Below are 17720 nucleotides of genomic sequence, written 5' to 3'. Positions count from 1 at the left end.
GAAATATCTTAAATACCCGAATGAAATATGCATAAGCCTTGCGGCCGTTCAGAATCAACCGTCATTTAACAGATCTTTCTGACGTATTCGTCTGATACCCTGCCGCCCCTTCTTTGAATGCAGGCGTATAGCAGCCTCCAGAGGCGCAAGCCGAATTACCAATAGAGGTCGCAAGATGAAAAACCTGAAAATGTACGGGCTGCTGTTACTGGCGCTGGCCACTCCGGCGCTGGCAGTCGAAAGCCCGACTCAAGCAGACAAGGGCTTCTGGTACCTGCAAGGTAGCCTCTACACCAAACACTATTCGCCAGACCCCGATCACAATAACAATCAGGACCTGATCGGCCTTGAACGCAATGAAGCATCCGGCTGGCTGTTTGGTGCAGTGACTTTTCGTAACTCGTTCAGTCAGCGCTCGTATTACGCCTATGCGGGGAAGCGTTACGAGAGCGCCGACTATCCGGTGTATATAAAGCTGACCGGTGGATTACTCCAGGGTTACAGCGGCGAGTACAAGGACAAGATTCCGCTCAACCACTTCGGTGTCGCGCCCGTGATCATTCCATCACTGGGCGCTCATTACGGCCCGGTCGCCGCCGAGCTGGTTCTGCTCGGCTTTAACGCCGCGATGATCACCACCGGCGTGCGCTTCTAGGCAGGGTTGTTGGCTTGTGGACGGGGCGCGTAGGCGAAGACATCAGCGCGCATCTGATGCGCGTCCATCCCGGCATTGACCAGGGCGTCCAGCGTGCCGTAAACCATCGCCGGCGAACCGCTGGCGTACACATGCAGGGACTTCAGGTCGGGGAAATCCTCACAAACCGCCTCGTGCAGCATGCCGCAGCGCCCTTCCCAACCGCACAGATCGCTGACGACCTTGTGCAGGAACAGGTTGGGCAGCTTTAGCCATTCATCCCAATGTTCGATCTGATAGAAGTCTTCCGGCCGCCGCACGCCCCAGTACAGGTGCACCGGATGCTTGAAGCCCTTGGCCCGGCAATGCTCGATCAGGCTGTGGATTTGCCCCATGCCGGTACCCGCCGCCATCAACACCAGCGGGCAGTCAGGCAACTCGGCCAGATGCGTATCGCCGAAGGGCATTTCGATGCGCACCATGCGATTGCGCTGCAACTGCTCGATCAGGCTGAGCGCACTGGCTTCGCGCGCCAGCACATGCAGTTCCAGATCTCGTCCTGAATGCGGTGCAGAGGCCAGCGAGAAGGCGGATTTCTCGCCATTCTCGCGCTCGATCAGCAGGTACTGCCCGGCGTGATAGCGCGGCGGCTTGCCAGCCGGTGCCCGCAGTCGAACCCGCCAGGTATCACCGCCGACGTCTACGCATTCAGTGACCTGACACGACAGGCTGCGCACCGGTAGTTCTCCCAGCGCAAGGACGCCATCCCACAATACGATGCAGTCTTCCAGCGGCTCTGCTATGCAAGTGTAGAACTCACCGTGATCGCGCACATCGCCGGTCTGCTTGACCCGACCTTCGACCAGTAACGCCGCGCAAACGTGGCAGTTGCCATTACGGCAGCTTTGCGGGCACTCATAGCCCAAACGCCGCGCCCCATCGAGAATCCGCTCGCCGGGCAGTATCTCAAGCACTGCTCCGGACGGCTGCAAGGTTACACGCATCAATCTATTCCTAATTGATTCCAGATGGCATCGATCCGGCGTGTTACCGCCTCATCCTTGACGATTACCCGGCCCCACTCGCGGGTGGTTTCGCCGGGCCATTTATGCGTGGCATCGAGCCCCATCTTCGACCCCAGGCCGGAAATCGGCGAGGCGAAGTCGAGGTAGTCGATCGGCGTGTTATCGATCATCACCGTATCGCGCTTGGGGTCCATGCGCGTGGTGATGGCCCAGATCACGTCGTTCCAGTCGCGGGCGTTGATATCGTCGTCAGTGACGATAACGAACTTGGTGTACATGAACTGTCGTAAAAACGACCAGACACCGAGCATTACCCGCTTGGCATGGCCGGGGTACTGCTTTTTCATGGTCACGATAGCCATGCGGTACGAGCAGCCTTCAGGCGGCAGGTAGAAGTCGGTGATCTCCGGGAACTGCTTTTGCAGGATCGGCACGAACACTTCATTCAGCGCCACACCGAGAATCGCCGGCTCATCCGGTGGACGGCCGGTGTAGGTGCTGTGGTAAATCGGCTTGATACGGTGCGTGATGCGCTCGACGGTGAACACCGGGAAGCTGTCGACTTCGTTGTAATAGCCGGTGTGGTCGCCGTACGGACCTTCATCGGCCATTTCGCCTGGATGAATCACACCTTCAAGGATGATCTCGGCGGTGGCCGGCACTTGCAGGTCGTTGCCACGGCACTTCACAAGCTCGGTACGGTTACCGCGCAAGAGGCCAGCGAAGGCGTACTCGGACAGGCTGTCCGGTACCGGCGTTACCGCGCCGAGAATGGTTGCAGGATCGGCACCCAATGCCACGGACACCGGGAATGGCTGGCCCGGATATTTTTCGCACCACTCGCGATAGTCCAGCGCGCCGCCACGGTGGCTCAACCAGCGCATGATGACTTTGTTGCGGCCAATCACCTGCTGGCGATAGATGCCGAGGTTCTGGCGGTCCTTGTTCGGGCCTTTGGTGACTGTCAGGCCCCAGGTGATCAGCGGGCCGACGTCGCCGGGCCAGCAGGTCTGCACCGGCAGCATTGCCAGGTCGACGTCATCGCCTTCGATGACCACTTCCTGGCAGACCGCGTCCTTGACGACTTTCGGCGCCATGGCAATGATTTTGCGGAAGATCGGCAGCTTGGACCAGGCATCTTTCAGCCCCTTTGGCGGCTCGGGCTCTTTGAGGAAGGCCAGCAGTTTGCCAATCTCGCGTAGTTCGCTGACGGCTTCGGCGCCCATGCCCAGGGCAACGCGCTCAGGCGTACCGAACAGGTTGCCAAGCACGGGAATGTCATAACCGGTCGGGTTTTCGAACAGCAGCGCCGGGCCCTTGGCCCGCAAGGTGCGATCGCAGACCTCGGTCATTTCCAGCACTGGGGACACCGGAACCTGGATGCGCTTGAGCTCGCCGCGCTGTTCCAGGCCGCTGATAAAGTCGCGCAAGTCGCGATACTGCATGCGTTAGCCTCGTTTTGGCCATGGCGTTCGGGGGCATGAGTTTAGCCTCGAACCCACCCATTCAGAAGAGTGACCAGGCAAATCATCAACGGTCAGATAGCAAAAAGCCGGGTTTCCCCGGCTTTTGCTGGCCTGATCGACTTACTTGCGTTTCATCGACAGGAAGAACTCATCATTGGTCTTGGTCTGTTTCAGCTTGTCGACCAGGAACTCGATGGCAGACACTTCATCCATAGGATGCAGCAGCTTGCGCAGGATCCACATGCGCTGCAGCTCGTCGTCGGCAGTCAGCAACTCTTCGCGGCGGGTGCCGGACCGGTTGATGTTGATCGCCGGGAAGACGCGCTTTTCAGCGATCTTGCGATCCAGAGGCAGTTCCATGTTGCCGGTGCCCTTGAATTCTTCGTAGATCACTTCGTCCATCTTCGAGCCGGTTTCAACCAGCGCGGTAGCGATGATGGTCAGCGAGCCGCCTTCTTCGATGTTCCGTGCGGCACCGAAGAAACGCTTTGGTTTCTCCAGGGCGTGGGCATCGACACCACCGGTGAGGACCTTGCCGGAGCTCGGGATCACAGTGTTGTAGGCACGTGCCAGACGGGTGATGGAGTCGAGCAGGATGACCACGTCTTTCTTGTGTTCAACCAGGCGCTTGGCCTTCTCGATCACCATTTCGGCAACCTGCACGTGGCGGGTTGGCGGCTCGTCGAACGTCGAGGCAACCACTTCGCCGCGCACGGTGCGCTGCATTTCGGTTACTTCTTCCGGACGTTCGTCGATCAGCAGCACGATCAGATGAACTTCAGGGTTGTTACGCGCGATGTTGGCAGCGATGTTCTGCAGCATGATCGTCTTGCCCGCTTTTGGCGGAGCAACGATCAGACCGCGCTGGCCTTTACCGATCGGGGCGCACAGGTCGATGACACGACCGGTGAGGTCTTCGGTGGAACCGTTACCGGCTTCCATCTTCATGCGCACGGTCGGGAACAGCGGGGTCAGGTTCTCGAAGAGAATCTTGTTTTTCGCGTTCTCGGGACGATCGTAGTTGATCGTGTCGACCTTGAGCAGTGCGAAATAACGCTCGCCTTCCTTTGGAGGACGGATCTTGCCAACGATGGTGTCACCGGTGCGCAAGTTGAAGCGACGGATCTGGCTCGGCGAGACGTAGATATCGTCTGGGCCGGCAAGATAGGAGGCGTCTGCAGAGCGGAGAAAGCCGAAGCCGTCCTGGAGAATCTCCAGCACGCCATCACCGGAGATTTCCTCGCCGCTTTTCGCGTGCTTTTTCAGCAAGGAGAAAATCACATCCTGCTTGCGCGAACGGGCCATATTTTCTATGCCCATCTGTTCGGCCAATTCGAGCAGTTCGGTAATCGGCTTTTGCTTGAGTTCAGTCAGATTCATATAGGAATGACGTAATCATTTATGGAGGGGGGGAAATTAAGCTTTTGGCTTAATGAGGCCGCGCCGCAGAGAAGGCGACAGGATCGCGTACTTATTCGAAAAGGAGAGCGTCGGCGACGGCTTGCAGGGGGCGCTGGAGAAACCAGTGCGGGGCCGAATGTAACACCTGAGTTTCGGAGCGTCTAGCCCTGAATAACGAAAAAGCCCCGCTATTTGCGGGGCTTTTTGGATGACGCTTGCAACAACGCTTAGATGTTGGCGTCAAGGAAGGCAGCCAGTTGCGACTTCGACAGCGCGCCAACCTTGGTCGCTTCGACGTTGCCGTTCTTGAACAGCATCAGGGTCGGGATACCACGTACGCCGTGCTTGGCCGGGGTTTCCTGGTTTTCGTCGATGTTCAGCTTGGCAACGGTCAGCTTACCTTTGTAGGTTTCAGCGATTTCGTCCAGAACCGGAGCGATCATCTTGCATGGGCCACACCACTCAGCCCAGTAGTCGACCAGTACAGCACCTTCGGCCTTGAGTACGTCAGCTTCGAAGCTAGCGTCGCTAACGTGTTTGATAAGATCGCTGCTCATGGAAGTCTCCAGGTTGTAAGCAAAAAAACGTGGCCCATCATAGCCGCCCTTCCCTCGTTCAGGAAGCCGCAGATGATTGAGTCTCGCTATGGTGGTGCATGAGTTTGGGTATAGCTCAAGTCACGCCGTGGCGGGGGTCACGAAGGAGATTCCAGTGCGCAAGGCCGCGTTGCGCACATGCTCCTGCATAGCCTTCTGCGCGCCCCCCGAAGCCCGGCGGGCCAGCGCCCGGAGGATCTTGCGGTGTTCCTGCCAGGTTTCCATGGCCCGTTCGGCCCGGATAAACGGTAGTTTCTGGCTCTCCAGAAAGAGCTCGGCACTCGCCGTCAGAATGCTCAACATTGCCTGATTGCCACTGGCCAGCAGCACTCGCCGATGAAACTCGAAGTCCAGCCGCGCCGCCGCATCGAAGTCCCCGGCACGCAACTCGTCGCGCATCGCTGCGACGTTATCTTCAAGGGCATCGAGCTCATCGGCGCTCAATGTCACCGCCGCCAACCCCGCCGCAAAACCTTCCAGGGCATAGCGCAACTGAAAGATATCCACAGGCGAGGCTTGAGCCGCGAACGGCCAACTGACTCCCGACACTGCTGGGGATGGCTCGCCTGCCTGAACAAAAACCCCTTTGCCGGGCTGCACGCTGATCACCCCCAAGGCACTCAAGGATGACAACGCCTCACGCAACGACGCCCGACTCACGCCCAGTTGCAGTGCCAGGTCGCGCTGCGAAGGCAGCACGTCCCCCGGCCCGAAACCTTGTTCGGCAATCAGTTTACGGATGGCGTGCAGCGCCACTTCGGGTACGGCGCGGGAGATCGAATTCATGGTTTTTCAGACGAGCCAGACCAGTGAGCGGCTAGTTGTAAAGCTAATCGCCGAGTCAGGCAAGTCGTGCCCCACGGGGGTTCGAGCGCTTTGGGCGATGCCCGATCAAGGTGCGAAAACATCAGCAACTGTTCAGACCAGTAAGACCGACCAACGCTAGTAAATCCGTGGCCTTACAGGCATTTCGCCGAGGGTTGGCATGGCCTGTGCTCTGTCGATTCGCAGAAATCACTAGCCGAATCCGGAGATTTGCCATGACCCAGCGTTGCAGCGCCCTGCTCACTGCCCTGTTCGCCAGCCTGATGCTCTGTCAGCTCCCCGCCCATGCCGACGGCCTGGAGGATGTGGTCAAGCGCGGCACGCTCAAGGTCGCCGTGCCTCAGGACTTCCCGCCGTTTGGCTCGGTGGGTCCCGACATGAAACCCCGCGGCCTCGACATCGACACCGCCAAACTGCTGGCCGACCAGCTCAAGGTCAAACTCGAACTGACGCCGGTCAACAGCACCAACCGCATCCCGTTCCTGACCACCGGCAAGGTCGACCTGGTGATCTCCAGCCTCGGCAAAAACCCTGAGCGCGAGAAGGTCATCGACTTCTCCCGCGCCTACGCGCCCTTCTATCTCGCAGTGTTCGGCCCGCCAGACGTCGCCATCAACGGCCTGGATGACCTCAAGGGTAAAACCGTCAGCGTCACCCGTGGCGCCATCGAAGACATCGAGTTGACTGCCGTGGCCCCGCAAGGCGTGACCATCAAGCGCTTCGAAGACAACAACTCGACCGTCGCCGCTTACCTCGCAGGGCAAGTCGATCTGATCGCCAGCGGCAACGTGGTGATGGTGACCATCAGCGAGCGCAACCCGAAACGCATTCCGGCGCTGAAACTGAAGCTCAAGGATTCGCCGGTCTACGTCGGCGTGAACAAGAACGAGCCGGCGCTGCTGGACAAGGTCAACCAGATCCTCGCCACCGCCAGGACCGACGGCAGCCTCGAGAAAAATGCCCAAACCTGGCTCAAGCAGCCGCTACCGGCCGATCTCTGATCGTCGCGACGGCGCTTAATCGAGGAAACTGTCCATGGCCTATCAGTTCGACTTTTTACCGGTGGTGCACAACACCGACCTGCTGCTGCGCGGTGCGCTGTTCACCCTTGAGCTGACGGCCATCGGCGCACTGCTCGGGGTGAGCCTGGGGATTGTCGGCGCCGTGGTGCGGGCGTGGAACATCCGTCCGTTTGCCGGGATTTTCGGGATTTACGTCGAGTTGATCCGCAACACACCGTTTCTGGTGCAACTGTTCTTCATCTTCTTCGGCTTGCCGTCGCTGGGCCTGCAAATCTCCGAATGGCAGGCGGCGGTGTTGGCGATGGTGATCAACCTCGGCGCCTATTCGACGGAAATCATCCGCGCGGGCATTCAAGCGATCCCGCGTGGCCAGCTGGAAGCTGCGGCAGCCTTGGCGATGAGCCGCTTCGAAGCCTTCCGCCATGTGGTGCTGCTGCCGGCGCTGGGCAAGGTCTGGCCAGCCCTGAGCAGCCAGATCATCATCGTCATGCTCGGTTCGGCAGTGTGCTCACAGATCGCCACGCAAGAGCTGAGTTTTGCCGCCAACTTCATTCAGTCGCGCAACTTCCGCGCCTTCGAAACCTACGCCCTGACCACGCTGGTCTACCTGTGCATGGCCTTGTTGATCCGCCAGCTACTGAACTGGATTGGGCGACGCTACATTGCGAGGAACGACCAATGAGCGATTTCACCTTCTGGGACATCGTCCGCAACCTGCTCACCGGCCTGCAATGGACCCTGGCGCTGTCGCTGGTAGCGTTTATCGGTGGCGGGCTGATCGGCTTGCTGATCATGACCCTGCGTATCTCGAAAAACTCTCTGCCACGAGGCTTCGCCCGTACCTACATTGAGCTGTTCCAGGGCACACCACTGCTGATGCAGCTGTTCCTGGTGTTTTTCGGCGTAGCGCTGCTGGGGATCGAGATTTCGCCGTGGCTGGCGGCGGCGATTGCCTTGACGCTGTTTACCAGCGCTTACCTGGCGGAGATCTGGCGCGGCTGCGTCGACTCGATCGCCAACGGGCAGTGGGAAGCGTCGGCGAGCCTGGCGCTCAATCCTTTTGAACAACTGCGCTACGTGATCCTGCCGCAAGCCCTGCGCATTGCCGTGGCACCGACCGTGGGCTTCTCGGTGCAGGTGGTCAAGGGCACGGCGGTGACCTCGATCATCGGCTTCACCGAACTCACCAAAACCGGCGGCATGCTCGCCAATGCAACCTTCGAACCCTTCATGGTCTACGGCCTCGTGGCGCTCGGTTACTTCCTGCTCTGCTACCCGTTGTCCCTCAGTGCCCGCTACCTGGAAAGGAGACTGCATGCCTCTGCTTAGAATTTCCGCCCTGCATAAATATTATGGTGATCACCATGTGCTCAAAGGCATCGACCTGAGCGTCGACGAAGGCCAGGTGGTGGCGATCATCGGGCGTAGCGGCTCGGGGAAATCGACCCTGCTGCGCACCTTGAACGGCCTGGAGTCAATCAACGACGGGGTGATCGAAGTCGACGGCGAATACCTCGACGCCGCCCGCGCCGACCTGCGCAGCCTGCGGCAGAAGGTCGGCATGGTGTTTCAGCAATTCAACCTGTTCCCGCATCTGACGGTGGGCGAAAACGTCATGCTCGCACCGCAGGTGGTGCAGAAAGTCTCCAAGACCAAAGCCGCCGAACTGGCGCGACAGATGCTGGAGCGGGTCGGGCTCGCGGAGAAATTCGATGCGTTCCCGGATCGACTGTCCGGCGGTCAGCAACAGCGTGTAGCGATTGCCCGGGCCCTGGCAATGTCGCCGAAAGTGCTGCTGTGCGACGAAATCACCTCGGCACTTGATCCCGAGCTGGTCAACGAGGTGCTGAGCGTGGTCCGGCAACTGGCCAGGGATGGAATGACGCTGATCATGGTCACCCACGAAATGCGCTTCGCCCGTGAAGTCGGCGACAAACTGGTGTTCATGCACCAGGGCAAGGTGCATGAGGTGGGCGATCCGAAAGTGTTGTTTGCCAATCCGAAGACGCCAGAGCTGGCGAATTTCATCGGCACCGTTGAGGCGACTGCCTGAAGCCTTGTGGCGAGGGAGCTTGCTCCCGCTCGACTGCGCAGCAGTCGTAAGGCCTGCAGATGCGGTCTGCCTGGTAGAAATCGGGCCCACCATTGAGGACCGCTTCGCGCTCCAGCGGGAGCAAGCTCCCTCGCCACAGGGGATAGACGCTCGAGCCACCGAGTTTCGTGCGTCATATCAATGCTTTAATTCGTGCGCGTTGGCGGCAGCGGTTGATCGTGGCAGGATGTCGAGGTTATCGACCGAGACCCCCTCACCATGCCTCAATCCCAAGCCAAGAATCTGTCCCTGATCGCCGCTATAGACCTGGGCTCGAACAGCTTTCATATGGTCGTGGCCAAGGCCCTGCACAATGAAATCCGTATTCTCGAGCGGCTTGGCGAGAAGGTTCAGTTGGCCGCGGGGATCGACGAAGAGCGCCAACTTACCGAGGAATCCATGCAGCGCGGGCTCGATTGCCTGAAGCGCTTTGCCCAACTGATCAACGGCATGCCACCGGGCGCCGTGCGGATCGTCGGCACCAACGCCCTGCGTGAGGCGCGCAACCGTGGCGAATTCATCCGCCGCGCCGAAGAAATCCTCGGTCACCCGGTAGAAGTCATCTCCGGTCGTGAAGAAGCCCGCCTGATCTACCTTGGCGTCTCCCACACCCTCGCCGACACACCGGGCAAGCGTCTGGTGGCCGACATCGGCGGTGGCAGTACCGAATTCATCATCGGCCAGCGCTTCGAGCCGTTGCTGCGCGAAAGCCTGCAAATGGGCTGCGTCAGCTACACCCAGCGCTATTTCCGCGACGGCAAGATCACCCCGGCCCGTTACGCCCAGGCCTACACGGCGGCGCGGCTGGAGATCATGAGCATCGAGCACGCCCTGCACCGCCTGACCTGGGATGAAGCGATCGGCTCCTCGGGCACCATCCGTGCCATTGGTCTGGCGCTGAAGGCGGGTGGCCACGGGACTGGCGAGGTCAATGCCGAAGGTCTGTCCTGGCTCAAGCGCAAGCTGATCAAACTCGGCGACGTTGAAAAAATCGATTTCGAAGGCATCAAACCGGATCGCCGGGCAATTTTTCCGGCTGGCCTGGCGATTCTCGAAGCAATCTTCGACGCTCTCGAACTGCAGCGCATGGATCACTGTGAAGGCGCTCTGCGTGAAGGCGTGCTCTATGACCTACTGGGCCGTCATCACCACGAAGACGTCCGCGAGCGCACCCTCAGCTCGCTCATGGAGCGTTACCACGTCGACGTGGGACAGGCCGACCGCGTCGAACGCAAAGCGCTTCACGCATTCGACCAGGTGGCCGATGACTGGGACCTGAATGACGGCGTCTGGCGCGACTTGCTGGGCTGGGCCGCCAAAGTCCACGAAGTCGGGCTGGATATCGCCCACTATCAATTCCACAAGCACGGCGCCTACCTGATCGAGCACTCCGATCTGGCCGGTTTTTCCCGTGAAGACCAGCTGATGCTGGCGCTGCTGGTACGCGGCCACCGCCGCAACATTCCCAAGGACAGGTTTGCCGAGTTCGGCGATGACGGCATCAAGCTGATTCGCCTCTGCGTGCTGCTGCGCTTCGCGATTCTGTTCCATCACATCCGCGGCACCCAAAAGATGCCGCAGGTCACCTTGCAGGCCAACGGCGACACCCTGGATGTGCTGTTCCCGGAGAACTGGCTGGACGAAAACCAGCTGACCCAGGCCGACTTCGCGCTGGAAGCGGAATGGCTGACCCGCGTTAACTTCGTGCTTAACGTTCGCTAAAGGCCCGTTAAAACACGATCCCGTAGGAGCACGGCTTGGTGCGGGGGGCGTTCCGACGATGGCGTCTGTGAGATCGCCATCGCCGGCAAGCCGTGCTCCTACGGCGTTAACTCACACTCAGAATCGGGCTACCCAAACGCTCCAGCAAGGTTGCCTGGGCGCTGCGCGGGTTCTGGTTGCCGGTCGGTGTGTTGCGGATGTAACGGCCGTCCGGCTGCAGGCTCCAGCTGTGGGTGTTATCGGTGAGGTAAAGCTCCAGCTCTTTCTTGACCCGGGTAATCAGCTTCTTGCCTTCCACCGGGAAGCAGGTCTCGACGCGTTTATCGAGGTTGCGCTCCATCCAGTCGGCACTCGACAGGAACATCTGCTCTTCACCGCCGTTGAGGAAGTAGAAGACCCGCGTGTGTTCCAGGAAGCGACCGATGATCGAGCGCACGTGGATGTTGTGCGAAACCCCGGCGATACCCGGCCGCAGGCAGCACATGCCGCGTATCACCAGATCGATCCGCACCCCGGACTGGCTGGCCTTGTACAGCGCGCGGATGACTTTAGGGTCGGTCAGCGAGTTGAACTTGGCGATGATGTGCGCCGGTTTGCCATCAAGGGCGAACTGGGTTTCCCGGGCAATCATGTCGAGCATGCCCTTCTTCAGCGTGAACGGCGCGTGCAGCAGTTTCTTCATGCGCAGGGTTTTACCCATGCCGATCAACTGGCTGAACAGTTTGCCGACGTCTTCGCACAAGGCGTCGTCGGACGTCAGCAGGCTGTAGTCGGTGTACAGGCGGGCGTTGGCGGCGTGGTAGTTGCCGGTGCCCAAGTGGGCGTAGCGGACAATCTCTCCAGCCTCGCGGCGCAGGATCAGCATCATCTTGGCGTGGGTCTTGAAGCCCACCACGCCGTAGATCACCACCGCGCCGGCCGCTTGCAGGCGGCTGGCCAGTTGCAGGTTGGACTCTTCGTCGAACCGCGCACGCAATTCGATCACCGCGGTGACCTCCTTGCCGTTACGCGCTGCGTCGACCAGGGCGTCGACGATTTCCGAGTTGGCGCCGCTGCGGTAAAGGGTCTGACGGACCGCCAACACGTGCGGGTCCTTGGCCGCCTGGCGCAGCAAATCGACCACCGGGGTGAAGGACTCGAACGGGTGCAGCAGCAGAATGTCCTGCTTGCTGATCACGCTGAAAATGTTCTCGCTGTTCTGCAGCAGTTTCGGGATCTGCGGGGTGAACGGCGTGTATTGCAGCTCCGGGTGACTGTCCAGGCCGGTGATGCTGAACAGCCGCGTCAGGTTGACCGGACCGTTGACCTGATACAGCTCGGTCTCGCTCAGGTTGAACTGCTTGAGCAGGTAGTCGGACAGGTGTTTCGGGCAGGTGTCCGCGACTTCCAGACGCACCGCGTCACCATAACGACGGGAGAACAGCTCACCGCGCAGCGCGCGGGCCAGGTCTTCGACGTCTTCGGTGTCGACCGCCAGGTCTGCGTTTCGGGTCAGGCGGAACTGGTAGCAGCCCTTGACCTTCATGCCCTGGAACAGGTCGTCGGCGTGAGCGTGGATCATCGACGACAGGAACACATAGTTGTCGCCGGTGCCACCGACTTCTTCCGGCACCTTGATCACACGCGGCAGCAAACGCGGGGCCGGGATGATCGCCAGACCGGAATCGCGACCGAACGCATCGATACCTTCAAGTTCGACGATGAAGTTCAGGCTCTTGTTCACCAGCAACGGGAACGGGTGCGTCGGGTCGAGACCGATCGGGGTGATGATCGGCGCGATCTCGTCGCGGAAATAGCGGCGCACCCAAGTCTTGAGTTTAGTGGTCCAGTAGCGGCGACGGATGAAGCGGACCTGATGTTTTTCCAGTTCCGGCAGCAGGATGTCGTTGAGGATCGCGTATTGGCGATCGACGTGGCCGTGCACCAGATCGCTGATACGCGCCAGCGCCTGATGCGGTTGCAGGCCGTCGGCCCCGGCTTGTTCACGGGCGAAGGTGATCTGTTTCTTGAGCCCGGCAACACGAATCTCGAAGAACTCGTCCAGGTTGCTGGAGAAGATCAGCAGAAACTTCAGCCGTTCCAGCAAGGGATAGGACTCATCCAGCGCCTGCTCCAGCACGCGGATGTTGAACTGCAGTTGCGACAGTTCGCGATGGATGTACAGGCTGCTGTCATCCAGACCCGGAATCGCGACTGCCGGCGCCACCGGTGCAGCTTCGGCTACCACCACCGCGGGCGGGGCAGGCTCCAGCGCAGGCTCGATTTCGACGACAGGCTCAACCAGGGGTTGAGCTTCTTTTACGGCAACTTCAGTAAGTCCTTCGGTATTCATCGGATGTTCCTGGGAGGGCTATTGTTGCTCTCGTAACAATTGAGCGGCACGTACGGCAAAGTAAGTCAGGATGCCATCAGCCCCAGCACGTTTAAAAGCGGTCAGGGACTCTAGAATAACCCCTTCGCTCAACCAGCCATTCTGGATCGCAGCCATGTGCATCGCGTATTCACCGCTGACCTGATAGACAAAGGTCGGCACTTTAAATTCTTCTTTGACCCGGTAAAGGATGTCCAGGTACGGCATGCCTGGCTTGACCATGACCATATCCGCGCCTTCTGACAAGTCCGCCGCCACTTCGTGCAGGGCTTCGTTGCCGTTGGCCGGGTCCATTTGATAGGACGCCTTGTTGGCCTTGCCCAGGTTCAGCGCCGAACCCACCGCATCGCGGAACGGACCGTAATAGGCGCTGGCGTACTTGGCCGAGTAAGCCATGATCCGCACGTTGACGTGACCGGCCAGCTCCAGCGCTTCACGAATCGCCTGGATGCGGCCGTCCATCATGTCCGACGGAGCCACCACCTGCGCACCGGCAGCGGCGTGGGACAAGGCCTGTTTGACCAGCGCATCGACGGTGACGTCGTTCTGCACATACCCTTCTTCATCCAGAATACCGTCCTGACCGTGGGTGGTGAACGGGTCCAGCGCTACGTCGGTAATCACCCCCAGCTCCGGGAAGCGTGCACGCAGGGCACGGGTGGCACGCTGGGCGATACCCTCCGGGTTCCACGCCTCGGCAGCGTCGAGGGATTTGAGTTCGGCCGGGGTCACCGGGAACAGCGCCACGGCTGGAATGCCCAGCTCGACCCACCGGGCCGCTTCTTCAAGCAACAGGTCGATCGTCAGGCGTTCGACACCTGGCATCGAGGTAACCGCTTCGCGACGGTTTTCGCCGTCGAGCACGAAGACCGGAAGAATCAGGTCATTGGTGGTCAGGACGTTTTCACGGACCAGACGACGAGAAAATTCATCACGACGGTTGCGACGCAGGCGGGTTGCAGGAAACAAACGATTGGCGGGGGTAAAGCTCACGGCAGACTCCTGAGCCCGCGCTGACGGGCGAGCGTGACAGTTATAAGCGGTCATTATGACCAACACATTACAGTTATGTGCACCCCTGCGACCTGTAGTCGCAACCATTGTCCTTGTAGGAAATGTTCACGTCGAGACACATTTCGACACTTTCCTGAATGTGCCTGAAGGGTTAGGCTGCGCGTTCATTTCGCCAGCACCCAGACAATGCTCCAACAATTTCTGCATGACTTCGGCTACTTTGCCCTTTTCCTCGGGACGTTCTTCGAAGGCGAAACCATTCTGGTACTCGCAGGCTTCCTCGCGTTCCGCGGATACATGGACATCAACCTGGTGGTAATCGTGGCGTTCTTCGGCAGTTACGCCGGCGATCAGCTGTGGTACTTCCTGGGGCGCAAGCACGGCCGCAAACTGCTGGCGCGCAAACCACGCTGGCAACTGATGGGTGATCGGGCGCTGGAGCATATCCGCAAGCACCCGGACATCTGGGTGCTGAGCTTTCGCTTCGTCTACGGCCTGCGCACGGTGATGCCCGTGGCCATCGGCCTGTCGGGTTACCCGCCGGGACGCTACCTGATACTCAATGGTATTGGTGCAGCGATCTGGGCCAGTGCCCTGGCGGCTGCCGCTTACCACTTTGGCGCGGTGCTCGAAGGCATGCTCGGCAGCGTCAAGAAGTACGAACTGTGGGTACTCGGCGCCCTGCTGGTGCTGGGCTTCTGCCTGTGGCTGCGCCGGCGTTTCAAGAATGCTCGCCTCGCCAAGCAGATCTACGAAGACGATCAGCTCCTGCAAGCTGAAAAGGCCAAGAGCAGCGAACCTACGACGCCAGTCGAGTGATGCGGTTTTTGCAGCAGTAGAGACCGATGCCGCTGAGCAGGCTGTAACTGAGCAGGCCGATCCAGCCCACCGCGCTGGCCGGCCATAGCCCGACCAGCGGCGCCAGCCAGACCAGCGGTAGATTCAGCGCCAGCCGCAGCAACTCCAGTTTCAACGCCTGCGGGCGATTCTCCAGGGCCACGCCCAGCACAAACAAACCCAGCGCCACCGCCCCCCAGCCCAACACCAGGGCCGCGGTCGGCAAGCTTCGCTGCAGATTCATCAGGTAGCTACCCAGCGCGATGTACAAGCAAAACTGCAGCGCGATATACACCTGCTGTCGTCCGTCCAGCGGCACCTCGAATTTGCGGAACTGACTCAGGTCCGGCTTGTTCATCGGGTACTTCGCCGCCACGTCTGCCGGCCGCCAACCGGTGCGCATGAACCAGATTCGCAGCTTGTCCCACCAGCGTTCGGCGCGTCGTGCATCGGCCCATAACTGCGCATAGAACTGCACATTCGCCCACAACGGATTCCAGCTCGCCAACGGTGTGGTCACGCCAAAAATCACCGGTTCGTTGTCGTCCTCTTCCTGGAACGAGCCAAACAGCCGATCCCAGATAATGAACACCCCACCGTAGTTGCGATCCATGTAGAGCGCGTTCTGCGCATGGTGAGCCCGATGGTTGGAGGGCGTGACGAAGAACCATTCGAACCAGCCGAGCTTGGGGATGTGCTTGGTGTGAACCCAGAATTGATACAACAGGTTCAGCGCCGCGACGCTGACGAACACCAGCAGCGGCACGCCAAGTACCGCCATCGGCAGGTAGAAAATCCAGCTCAGCAGGAACCCGGTGCTGGTCTGGCGCAACGCCGTGGAGAGGTTGTAGTCCTCGCTTTGGTGATGCACCGAATGCGCCGCCCAAAGGATGTTGCGCTCATGCCCCATGCGGTGCAGCCAGTAGTAGCAGAAGTCATAGAGGACAAAGGCGAACACCCAGACCCAAATGCTCTCGGCCGACAGCTCGAACAACGCCAGGTGCTTCAGCGCAAACGCGTACGTCACCAGCCCCACACCTTTGGTCAGCAGGCCGGTGGTGGTCGACAACACGCCGGTGCTGAGGCTGTTGATCGCATCGGCCAGGCGATAATTACGCACCCCGCGCCAACGATCCGCCAGCAGCTCGACGGCAATCAACACGAAGAAAAACGGCACCGCATACAGAATGAAGTCCATGACGCGACCTGATCGCAATGGTGATGACTGATCCTAGGTGTAGCCGTGAAATAACCCTATGGCAACGAGTGACAAATTAGTGGACATTTAACGCCATGAAACTGGAGAAGAACCCATGAGCAAAAAAGTTGCAGTGATACTTTCCGGCTGTGGCGTGTATGACGGCGCCGAGATCCACGAAAGCGTGATGACCCTGCTGCGCCTCGACCAACGCGGCGCGCAGGTGCAATGTTTCGCCCCTGATATCACGCAATTGCATGTGATCAACCACCTGACGGGCAAAGAAATGCCCGAGTCGCGCAACGTGCTGGTGGAGTCGGCGCGCATTGCCCGCGGGCAAGTGAAAGACCTGCGCGAGGCCAACGCCGAAGACTTCGATGCGTTGATCGTGCCCGGTGGTTTTGGTGCGGCGAAGAACCTGTCCAACTTCGCCATCGAAGGCGCCGGTTGCAGCATTCAGCCCGATGTCCTGGCGCTGGCCGAAGCCTTTGCCGAAGCCGGCAAACCGGTTGGCCTGATCTGCATCTCGCCGGCGTTGGCGGCGAAAATCTACGGCCCGGGCGTGACCTGCACCATCGGCAACGACGCCGACACCGCCGCCGCCATGACCCGTATGGGCGCGACCCATGTCGATTGCGCCGTCGGCGAGATCATCGAAGACAAGGCACGCAAACTGGTCAGCACTCCGGCCTACATGCTGGCGCAATCAATCAGCGAAGCGGCTTCAGGGATCAACAAGCTGGTTGATCGGGTACTGGAACTGACTCACGAGAATGCGTAAACCTTCTCTGACAGTCGAGAGCTTTGTGGCGAGGGGGCTTGTCGGCCCCCCGCACCGCCCCGTTCGACTGCGAAGCAGTCGTAAAACCACCCAACGCAATCATCCTGAGAAACCGCGTTGCCGGTATTAGGGCCGCTTCGCGCCCCAACGGGGGCAAGCCCCCTCGCCACAGAACGGTGTGCTGATCAGGTTTTTCGGGATAGCCGGGTGATGATCCGGTCCAGCGCATTGGCGAACGCCTGCTTCTCCCGGTCGCCAAACGGCGCTGGCCCACCCCCCATTTGACCCTGCTCGCGCAGGTCGGTGAACAGATTACGCACCGCCAGCCGATCGCCCATGTTCTGCACATCGAACTCCTTGCCCCGCGGATCCAGCGCGGCAACGCCTTTTTTCACCAAGCGGTCGGCCAGCGGCACATCGCTGCAAATCACCAACTCACCCGGGACTGCGTGCTCCACCAGGTAATCGTCGGCTGCATCCGGGCCGCTCGGCACCACGATCAACTTCACCAGGGCCAGGCCCGGCTTGATCTGCGGCTGCCCGGCCACCATCACCACCTCAAACTGGCGCTTGAGCGCAAACTTCACCACCAGGTCCTTGGCTGCACGAGGGCAGGCGTCGGCATCGATCCAGACACGCATTGTGTTTACCTCTTTCAAAAGCATCGCGGGCAAGCCTTGCTCCTACAGGGTTTCCTGTCGTGCCACAAACACGTGAACGACACGAATCCGTAGGA

General features: G+C 60.0%; 17 protein-coding genes. 8 read left to right on the top strand and 9 right to left on the bottom strand.

The window, feature by feature from the left end:
- The first annotated feature begins 175 nt into the window (after nucleotides 1-175).
- The gene (locus tag AC3WK5_RS22035; RefSeq protein WP_103317836.1) at nucleotides 176-655 is read left to right on the top strand and encodes a sn-glycerol-3-phosphate transporter; all 480 of its coding nucleotides are present in this window, start codon (nucleotides 176-178) and stop codon (nucleotides 653-655) included.
- On the opposite strand, the gene AC3WK5_RS22030 is transcribed toward AC3WK5_RS22035, so the two are convergent.
- The 5 genes from AC3WK5_RS22030 to AC3WK5_RS22010 form a co-directional block, all read right to left on the bottom strand.
- Nucleotides 652-1638 carry a CDP-6-deoxy-delta-3,4-glucoseen reductase gene (locus AC3WK5_RS22030; RefSeq protein WP_103317839.1) on the bottom strand — a complete coding sequence of 329 codons (987 nt, stop codon included), beginning with the start codon at nucleotides 1636-1638 and terminating at the stop codon, nucleotides 652-654. The two genes, AC3WK5_RS22035 and AC3WK5_RS22030, sit on opposite strands and share 4 nt — an antisense overlap.
- Nucleotides 1638-3104 carry a 4-hydroxy-3-polyprenylbenzoate decarboxylase gene (ubiD, locus tag AC3WK5_RS22025; protein WP_103317841.1) on the bottom strand — a complete coding sequence of 489 codons (1467 nt, stop codon included), beginning with the start codon at nucleotides 3102-3104 and terminating at the stop codon, nucleotides 1638-1640. The genes AC3WK5_RS22030 and ubiD overlap by 1 nt, the downstream gene beginning before the upstream one ends.
- Nucleotides 3105-3245: 141 nt before the next feature.
- The gene (rho, locus tag AC3WK5_RS22020) at nucleotides 3246-4505 is read right to left on the bottom strand and encodes a transcription termination factor Rho (RefSeq protein WP_007899384.1); all 1260 of its coding nucleotides are present in this window, start codon (nucleotides 4503-4505) and stop codon (nucleotides 3246-3248) included.
- A 248-nt stretch (nucleotides 4506-4753) separates the two neighbouring features.
- A complete protein-coding gene (gene trxA, locus AC3WK5_RS22015) occupies nucleotides 4754-5083 on the bottom strand; it encodes a thioredoxin TrxA (protein WP_003206727.1) in 330 nt (109 codons plus the stop codon).
- Between the two features lie 120 nt (nucleotides 5084-5203).
- Complete coding sequence (locus AC3WK5_RS22010; RefSeq protein WP_103317843.1) at nucleotides 5204-5908, bottom strand: FadR/GntR family transcriptional regulator; 705 nt, start codon at nucleotides 5906-5908, stop codon at nucleotides 5204-5206.
- 254 nt (nucleotides 5909-6162) lie between these two features.
- Here AC3WK5_RS22010 and AC3WK5_RS22005 point away from each other — a divergent pair, with 254 nt between their 5' ends.
- The 5 genes from AC3WK5_RS22005 to ppx all read left to right on the top strand — a co-directional run bounded on the left by AC3WK5_RS22005 (nucleotide 6163) and on the right by ppx (nucleotide 10783).
- The gene (locus AC3WK5_RS22005) at nucleotides 6163-6948 is read left to right on the top strand and encodes a transporter substrate-binding domain-containing protein (RefSeq protein ID WP_103317845.1); all 786 of its coding nucleotides are present in this window, start codon (nucleotides 6163-6165) and stop codon (nucleotides 6946-6948) included.
- A 34-nt stretch (nucleotides 6949-6982) separates the two neighbouring features.
- The gene (locus AC3WK5_RS22000; RefSeq protein WP_103317847.1) at nucleotides 6983-7651 is read left to right on the top strand and encodes an amino acid ABC transporter permease; all 669 of its coding nucleotides are present in this window, start codon (nucleotides 6983-6985) and stop codon (nucleotides 7649-7651) included.
- On the top strand, nucleotides 7648-8298 hold the full coding sequence (locus AC3WK5_RS21995; protein ID WP_103317849.1) for an amino acid ABC transporter permease: 651 nt from the start codon (nucleotides 7648-7650) through the stop codon (nucleotides 8296-8298). Before AC3WK5_RS22000 ends, AC3WK5_RS21995 begins: the two co-directional genes overlap by 4 nt.
- Nucleotides 8285-9022 (top strand): amino acid ABC transporter ATP-binding protein, encoded by a 738-nt coding sequence (locus AC3WK5_RS21990; RefSeq protein WP_103317851.1) that lies wholly within the window; start codon nucleotides 8285-8287, stop codon nucleotides 9020-9022. Before AC3WK5_RS21995 ends, AC3WK5_RS21990 begins: the two co-directional genes overlap by 14 nt.
- Before the next feature lie 258 nt (nucleotides 9023-9280).
- Nucleotides 9281-10783: an exopolyphosphatase gene (gene ppx, locus AC3WK5_RS21985; RefSeq protein WP_054594587.1), complete on the top strand. Its 1503-nt coding sequence runs from the start codon at nucleotides 9281-9283 to the stop codon at nucleotides 10781-10783.
- Between the two features lie 106 nt (nucleotides 10784-10889).
- On the opposite strand, the gene ppk1 is transcribed toward ppx, so the two are convergent.
- Both ppk1 and hemB read right to left on the bottom strand, forming a co-directional pair.
- A complete protein-coding gene (gene ppk1, locus AC3WK5_RS21980) occupies nucleotides 10890-13115 on the bottom strand; it encodes a polyphosphate kinase 1 (protein WP_103317854.1) in 2226 nt (741 codons plus the stop codon).
- Nucleotides 13116-13133: 18 nt separating this feature from the next.
- On the bottom strand, nucleotides 13134-14147 hold the full coding sequence (hemB, locus tag AC3WK5_RS21975) for a porphobilinogen synthase (protein WP_054594589.1): 1014 nt from the start codon (nucleotides 14145-14147) through the stop codon (nucleotides 13134-13136).
- A 207-nt stretch (nucleotides 14148-14354) separates the two neighbouring features.
- Between hemB and AC3WK5_RS21970 the strand changes: the two genes are divergently transcribed.
- Nucleotides 14355-14987: a DedA family protein gene (locus AC3WK5_RS21970; RefSeq protein ID WP_054594590.1), complete on the top strand. Its 633-nt coding sequence runs from the start codon at nucleotides 14355-14357 to the stop codon at nucleotides 14985-14987.
- Here the strand turns inward: AC3WK5_RS21970 and AC3WK5_RS21965 are convergent.
- Nucleotides 14968-16203 (bottom strand): sterol desaturase family protein, encoded by a 1236-nt coding sequence (locus AC3WK5_RS21965; RefSeq protein WP_103317856.1) that lies wholly within the window; start codon nucleotides 16201-16203, stop codon nucleotides 14968-14970. The genes AC3WK5_RS21970 and AC3WK5_RS21965 overlap by 20 nt on opposite strands.
- A 115-nt stretch (nucleotides 16204-16318) precedes the next feature.
- Here AC3WK5_RS21965 and elbB point away from each other — a divergent pair, with 115 nt between their 5' ends.
- Nucleotides 16319-16984, top strand: coding sequence for an isoprenoid biosynthesis glyoxalase ElbB (gene elbB / locus AC3WK5_RS21960; protein WP_103317859.1), 666 nt, complete (start codon nucleotides 16319-16321; stop codon nucleotides 16982-16984).
- 185 nt (nucleotides 16985-17169) lie between these two features.
- Here the strand turns inward: elbB and AC3WK5_RS21955 are convergent, their stop codons facing one another.
- Complete coding sequence (locus AC3WK5_RS21955; protein ID WP_103317861.1) at nucleotides 17170-17625, bottom strand: YaiI/YqxD family protein; 456 nt, start codon at nucleotides 17623-17625, stop codon at nucleotides 17170-17172.
- Nucleotides 17626-17720 lie beyond the last annotated feature (95 nt).

It is taken from the genome of Pseudomonas sp. FW306-02-D09B, assembly GCF_058782685.1.
This window is presented reverse-complemented; position numbering and strand designations above follow the sequence as displayed.

Coding starts and splice junctions, on each gene's coding strand:
- AC3WK5_RS22000 (WP_103317847.1), top strand. CDS start 6,983: ATGGCCTATCAGTTCGACTTTTTACCGGTGGTGCACAACACCGACCTG.
- AC3WK5_RS21965 (WP_103317856.1), bottom strand. CDS start 16,203: ATGGACTTCATTCTGTATGCGGTGCCGTTTTTCTTCGTGTTGATTGCC.
- AC3WK5_RS21990 (WP_103317851.1), top strand. CDS start 8,285: ATGCCTCTGCTTAGAATTTCCGCCCTGCATAAATATTATGGTGATCAC.
- elbB (WP_103317859.1), top strand. CDS start 16,319: ATGAGCAAAAAAGTTGCAGTGATACTTTCCGGCTGTGGCGTGTATGAC.
- AC3WK5_RS21970 (WP_054594590.1), top strand. CDS start 14,355: ATGCTCCAACAATTTCTGCATGACTTCGGCTACTTTGCCCTTTTCCTC.
- AC3WK5_RS21995 (WP_103317849.1), top strand. CDS start 7,648: ATGAGCGATTTCACCTTCTGGGACATCGTCCGCAACCTGCTCACCGGC.
- AC3WK5_RS22030 (WP_103317839.1), bottom strand. CDS start 1,638: ATGCGTGTAACCTTGCAGCCGTCCGGAGCAGTGCTTGAGATACTGCCC.
- ppk1 (WP_103317854.1), bottom strand. CDS start 13,115: ATGAATACCGAAGGACTTACTGAAGTTGCCGTAAAAGAAGCTCAACCC.
- ppx (WP_054594587.1), top strand. CDS start 9,281: ATGCCTCAATCCCAAGCCAAGAATCTGTCCCTGATCGCCGCTATAGAC.
- AC3WK5_RS22005 (WP_103317845.1), top strand. CDS start 6,163: ATGACCCAGCGTTGCAGCGCCCTGCTCACTGCCCTGTTCGCCAGCCTG.
- trxA (WP_003206727.1), bottom strand. CDS start 5,083: ATGAGCAGCGATCTTATCAAACACGTTAGCGACGCTAGCTTCGAAGCT.
- rho (WP_007899384.1), bottom strand. CDS start 4,505: ATGAATCTGACTGAACTCAAGCAAAAGCCGATTACCGAACTGCTCGAA.
- AC3WK5_RS21955 (WP_103317861.1), bottom strand. CDS start 17,625: ATGCGTGTCTGGATCGATGCCGACGCCTGCCCTCGTGCAGCCAAGGAC.
- AC3WK5_RS22035 (WP_103317836.1), top strand. CDS start 176: ATGAAAAACCTGAAAATGTACGGGCTGCTGTTACTGGCGCTGGCCACT.
- ubiD (WP_103317841.1), bottom strand. CDS start 3,104: ATGCAGTATCGCGACTTGCGCGACTTTATCAGCGGCCTGGAACAGCGC.
- AC3WK5_RS22010 (WP_103317843.1), bottom strand. CDS start 5,908: ATGAATTCGATCTCCCGCGCCGTACCCGAAGTGGCGCTGCACGCCATC.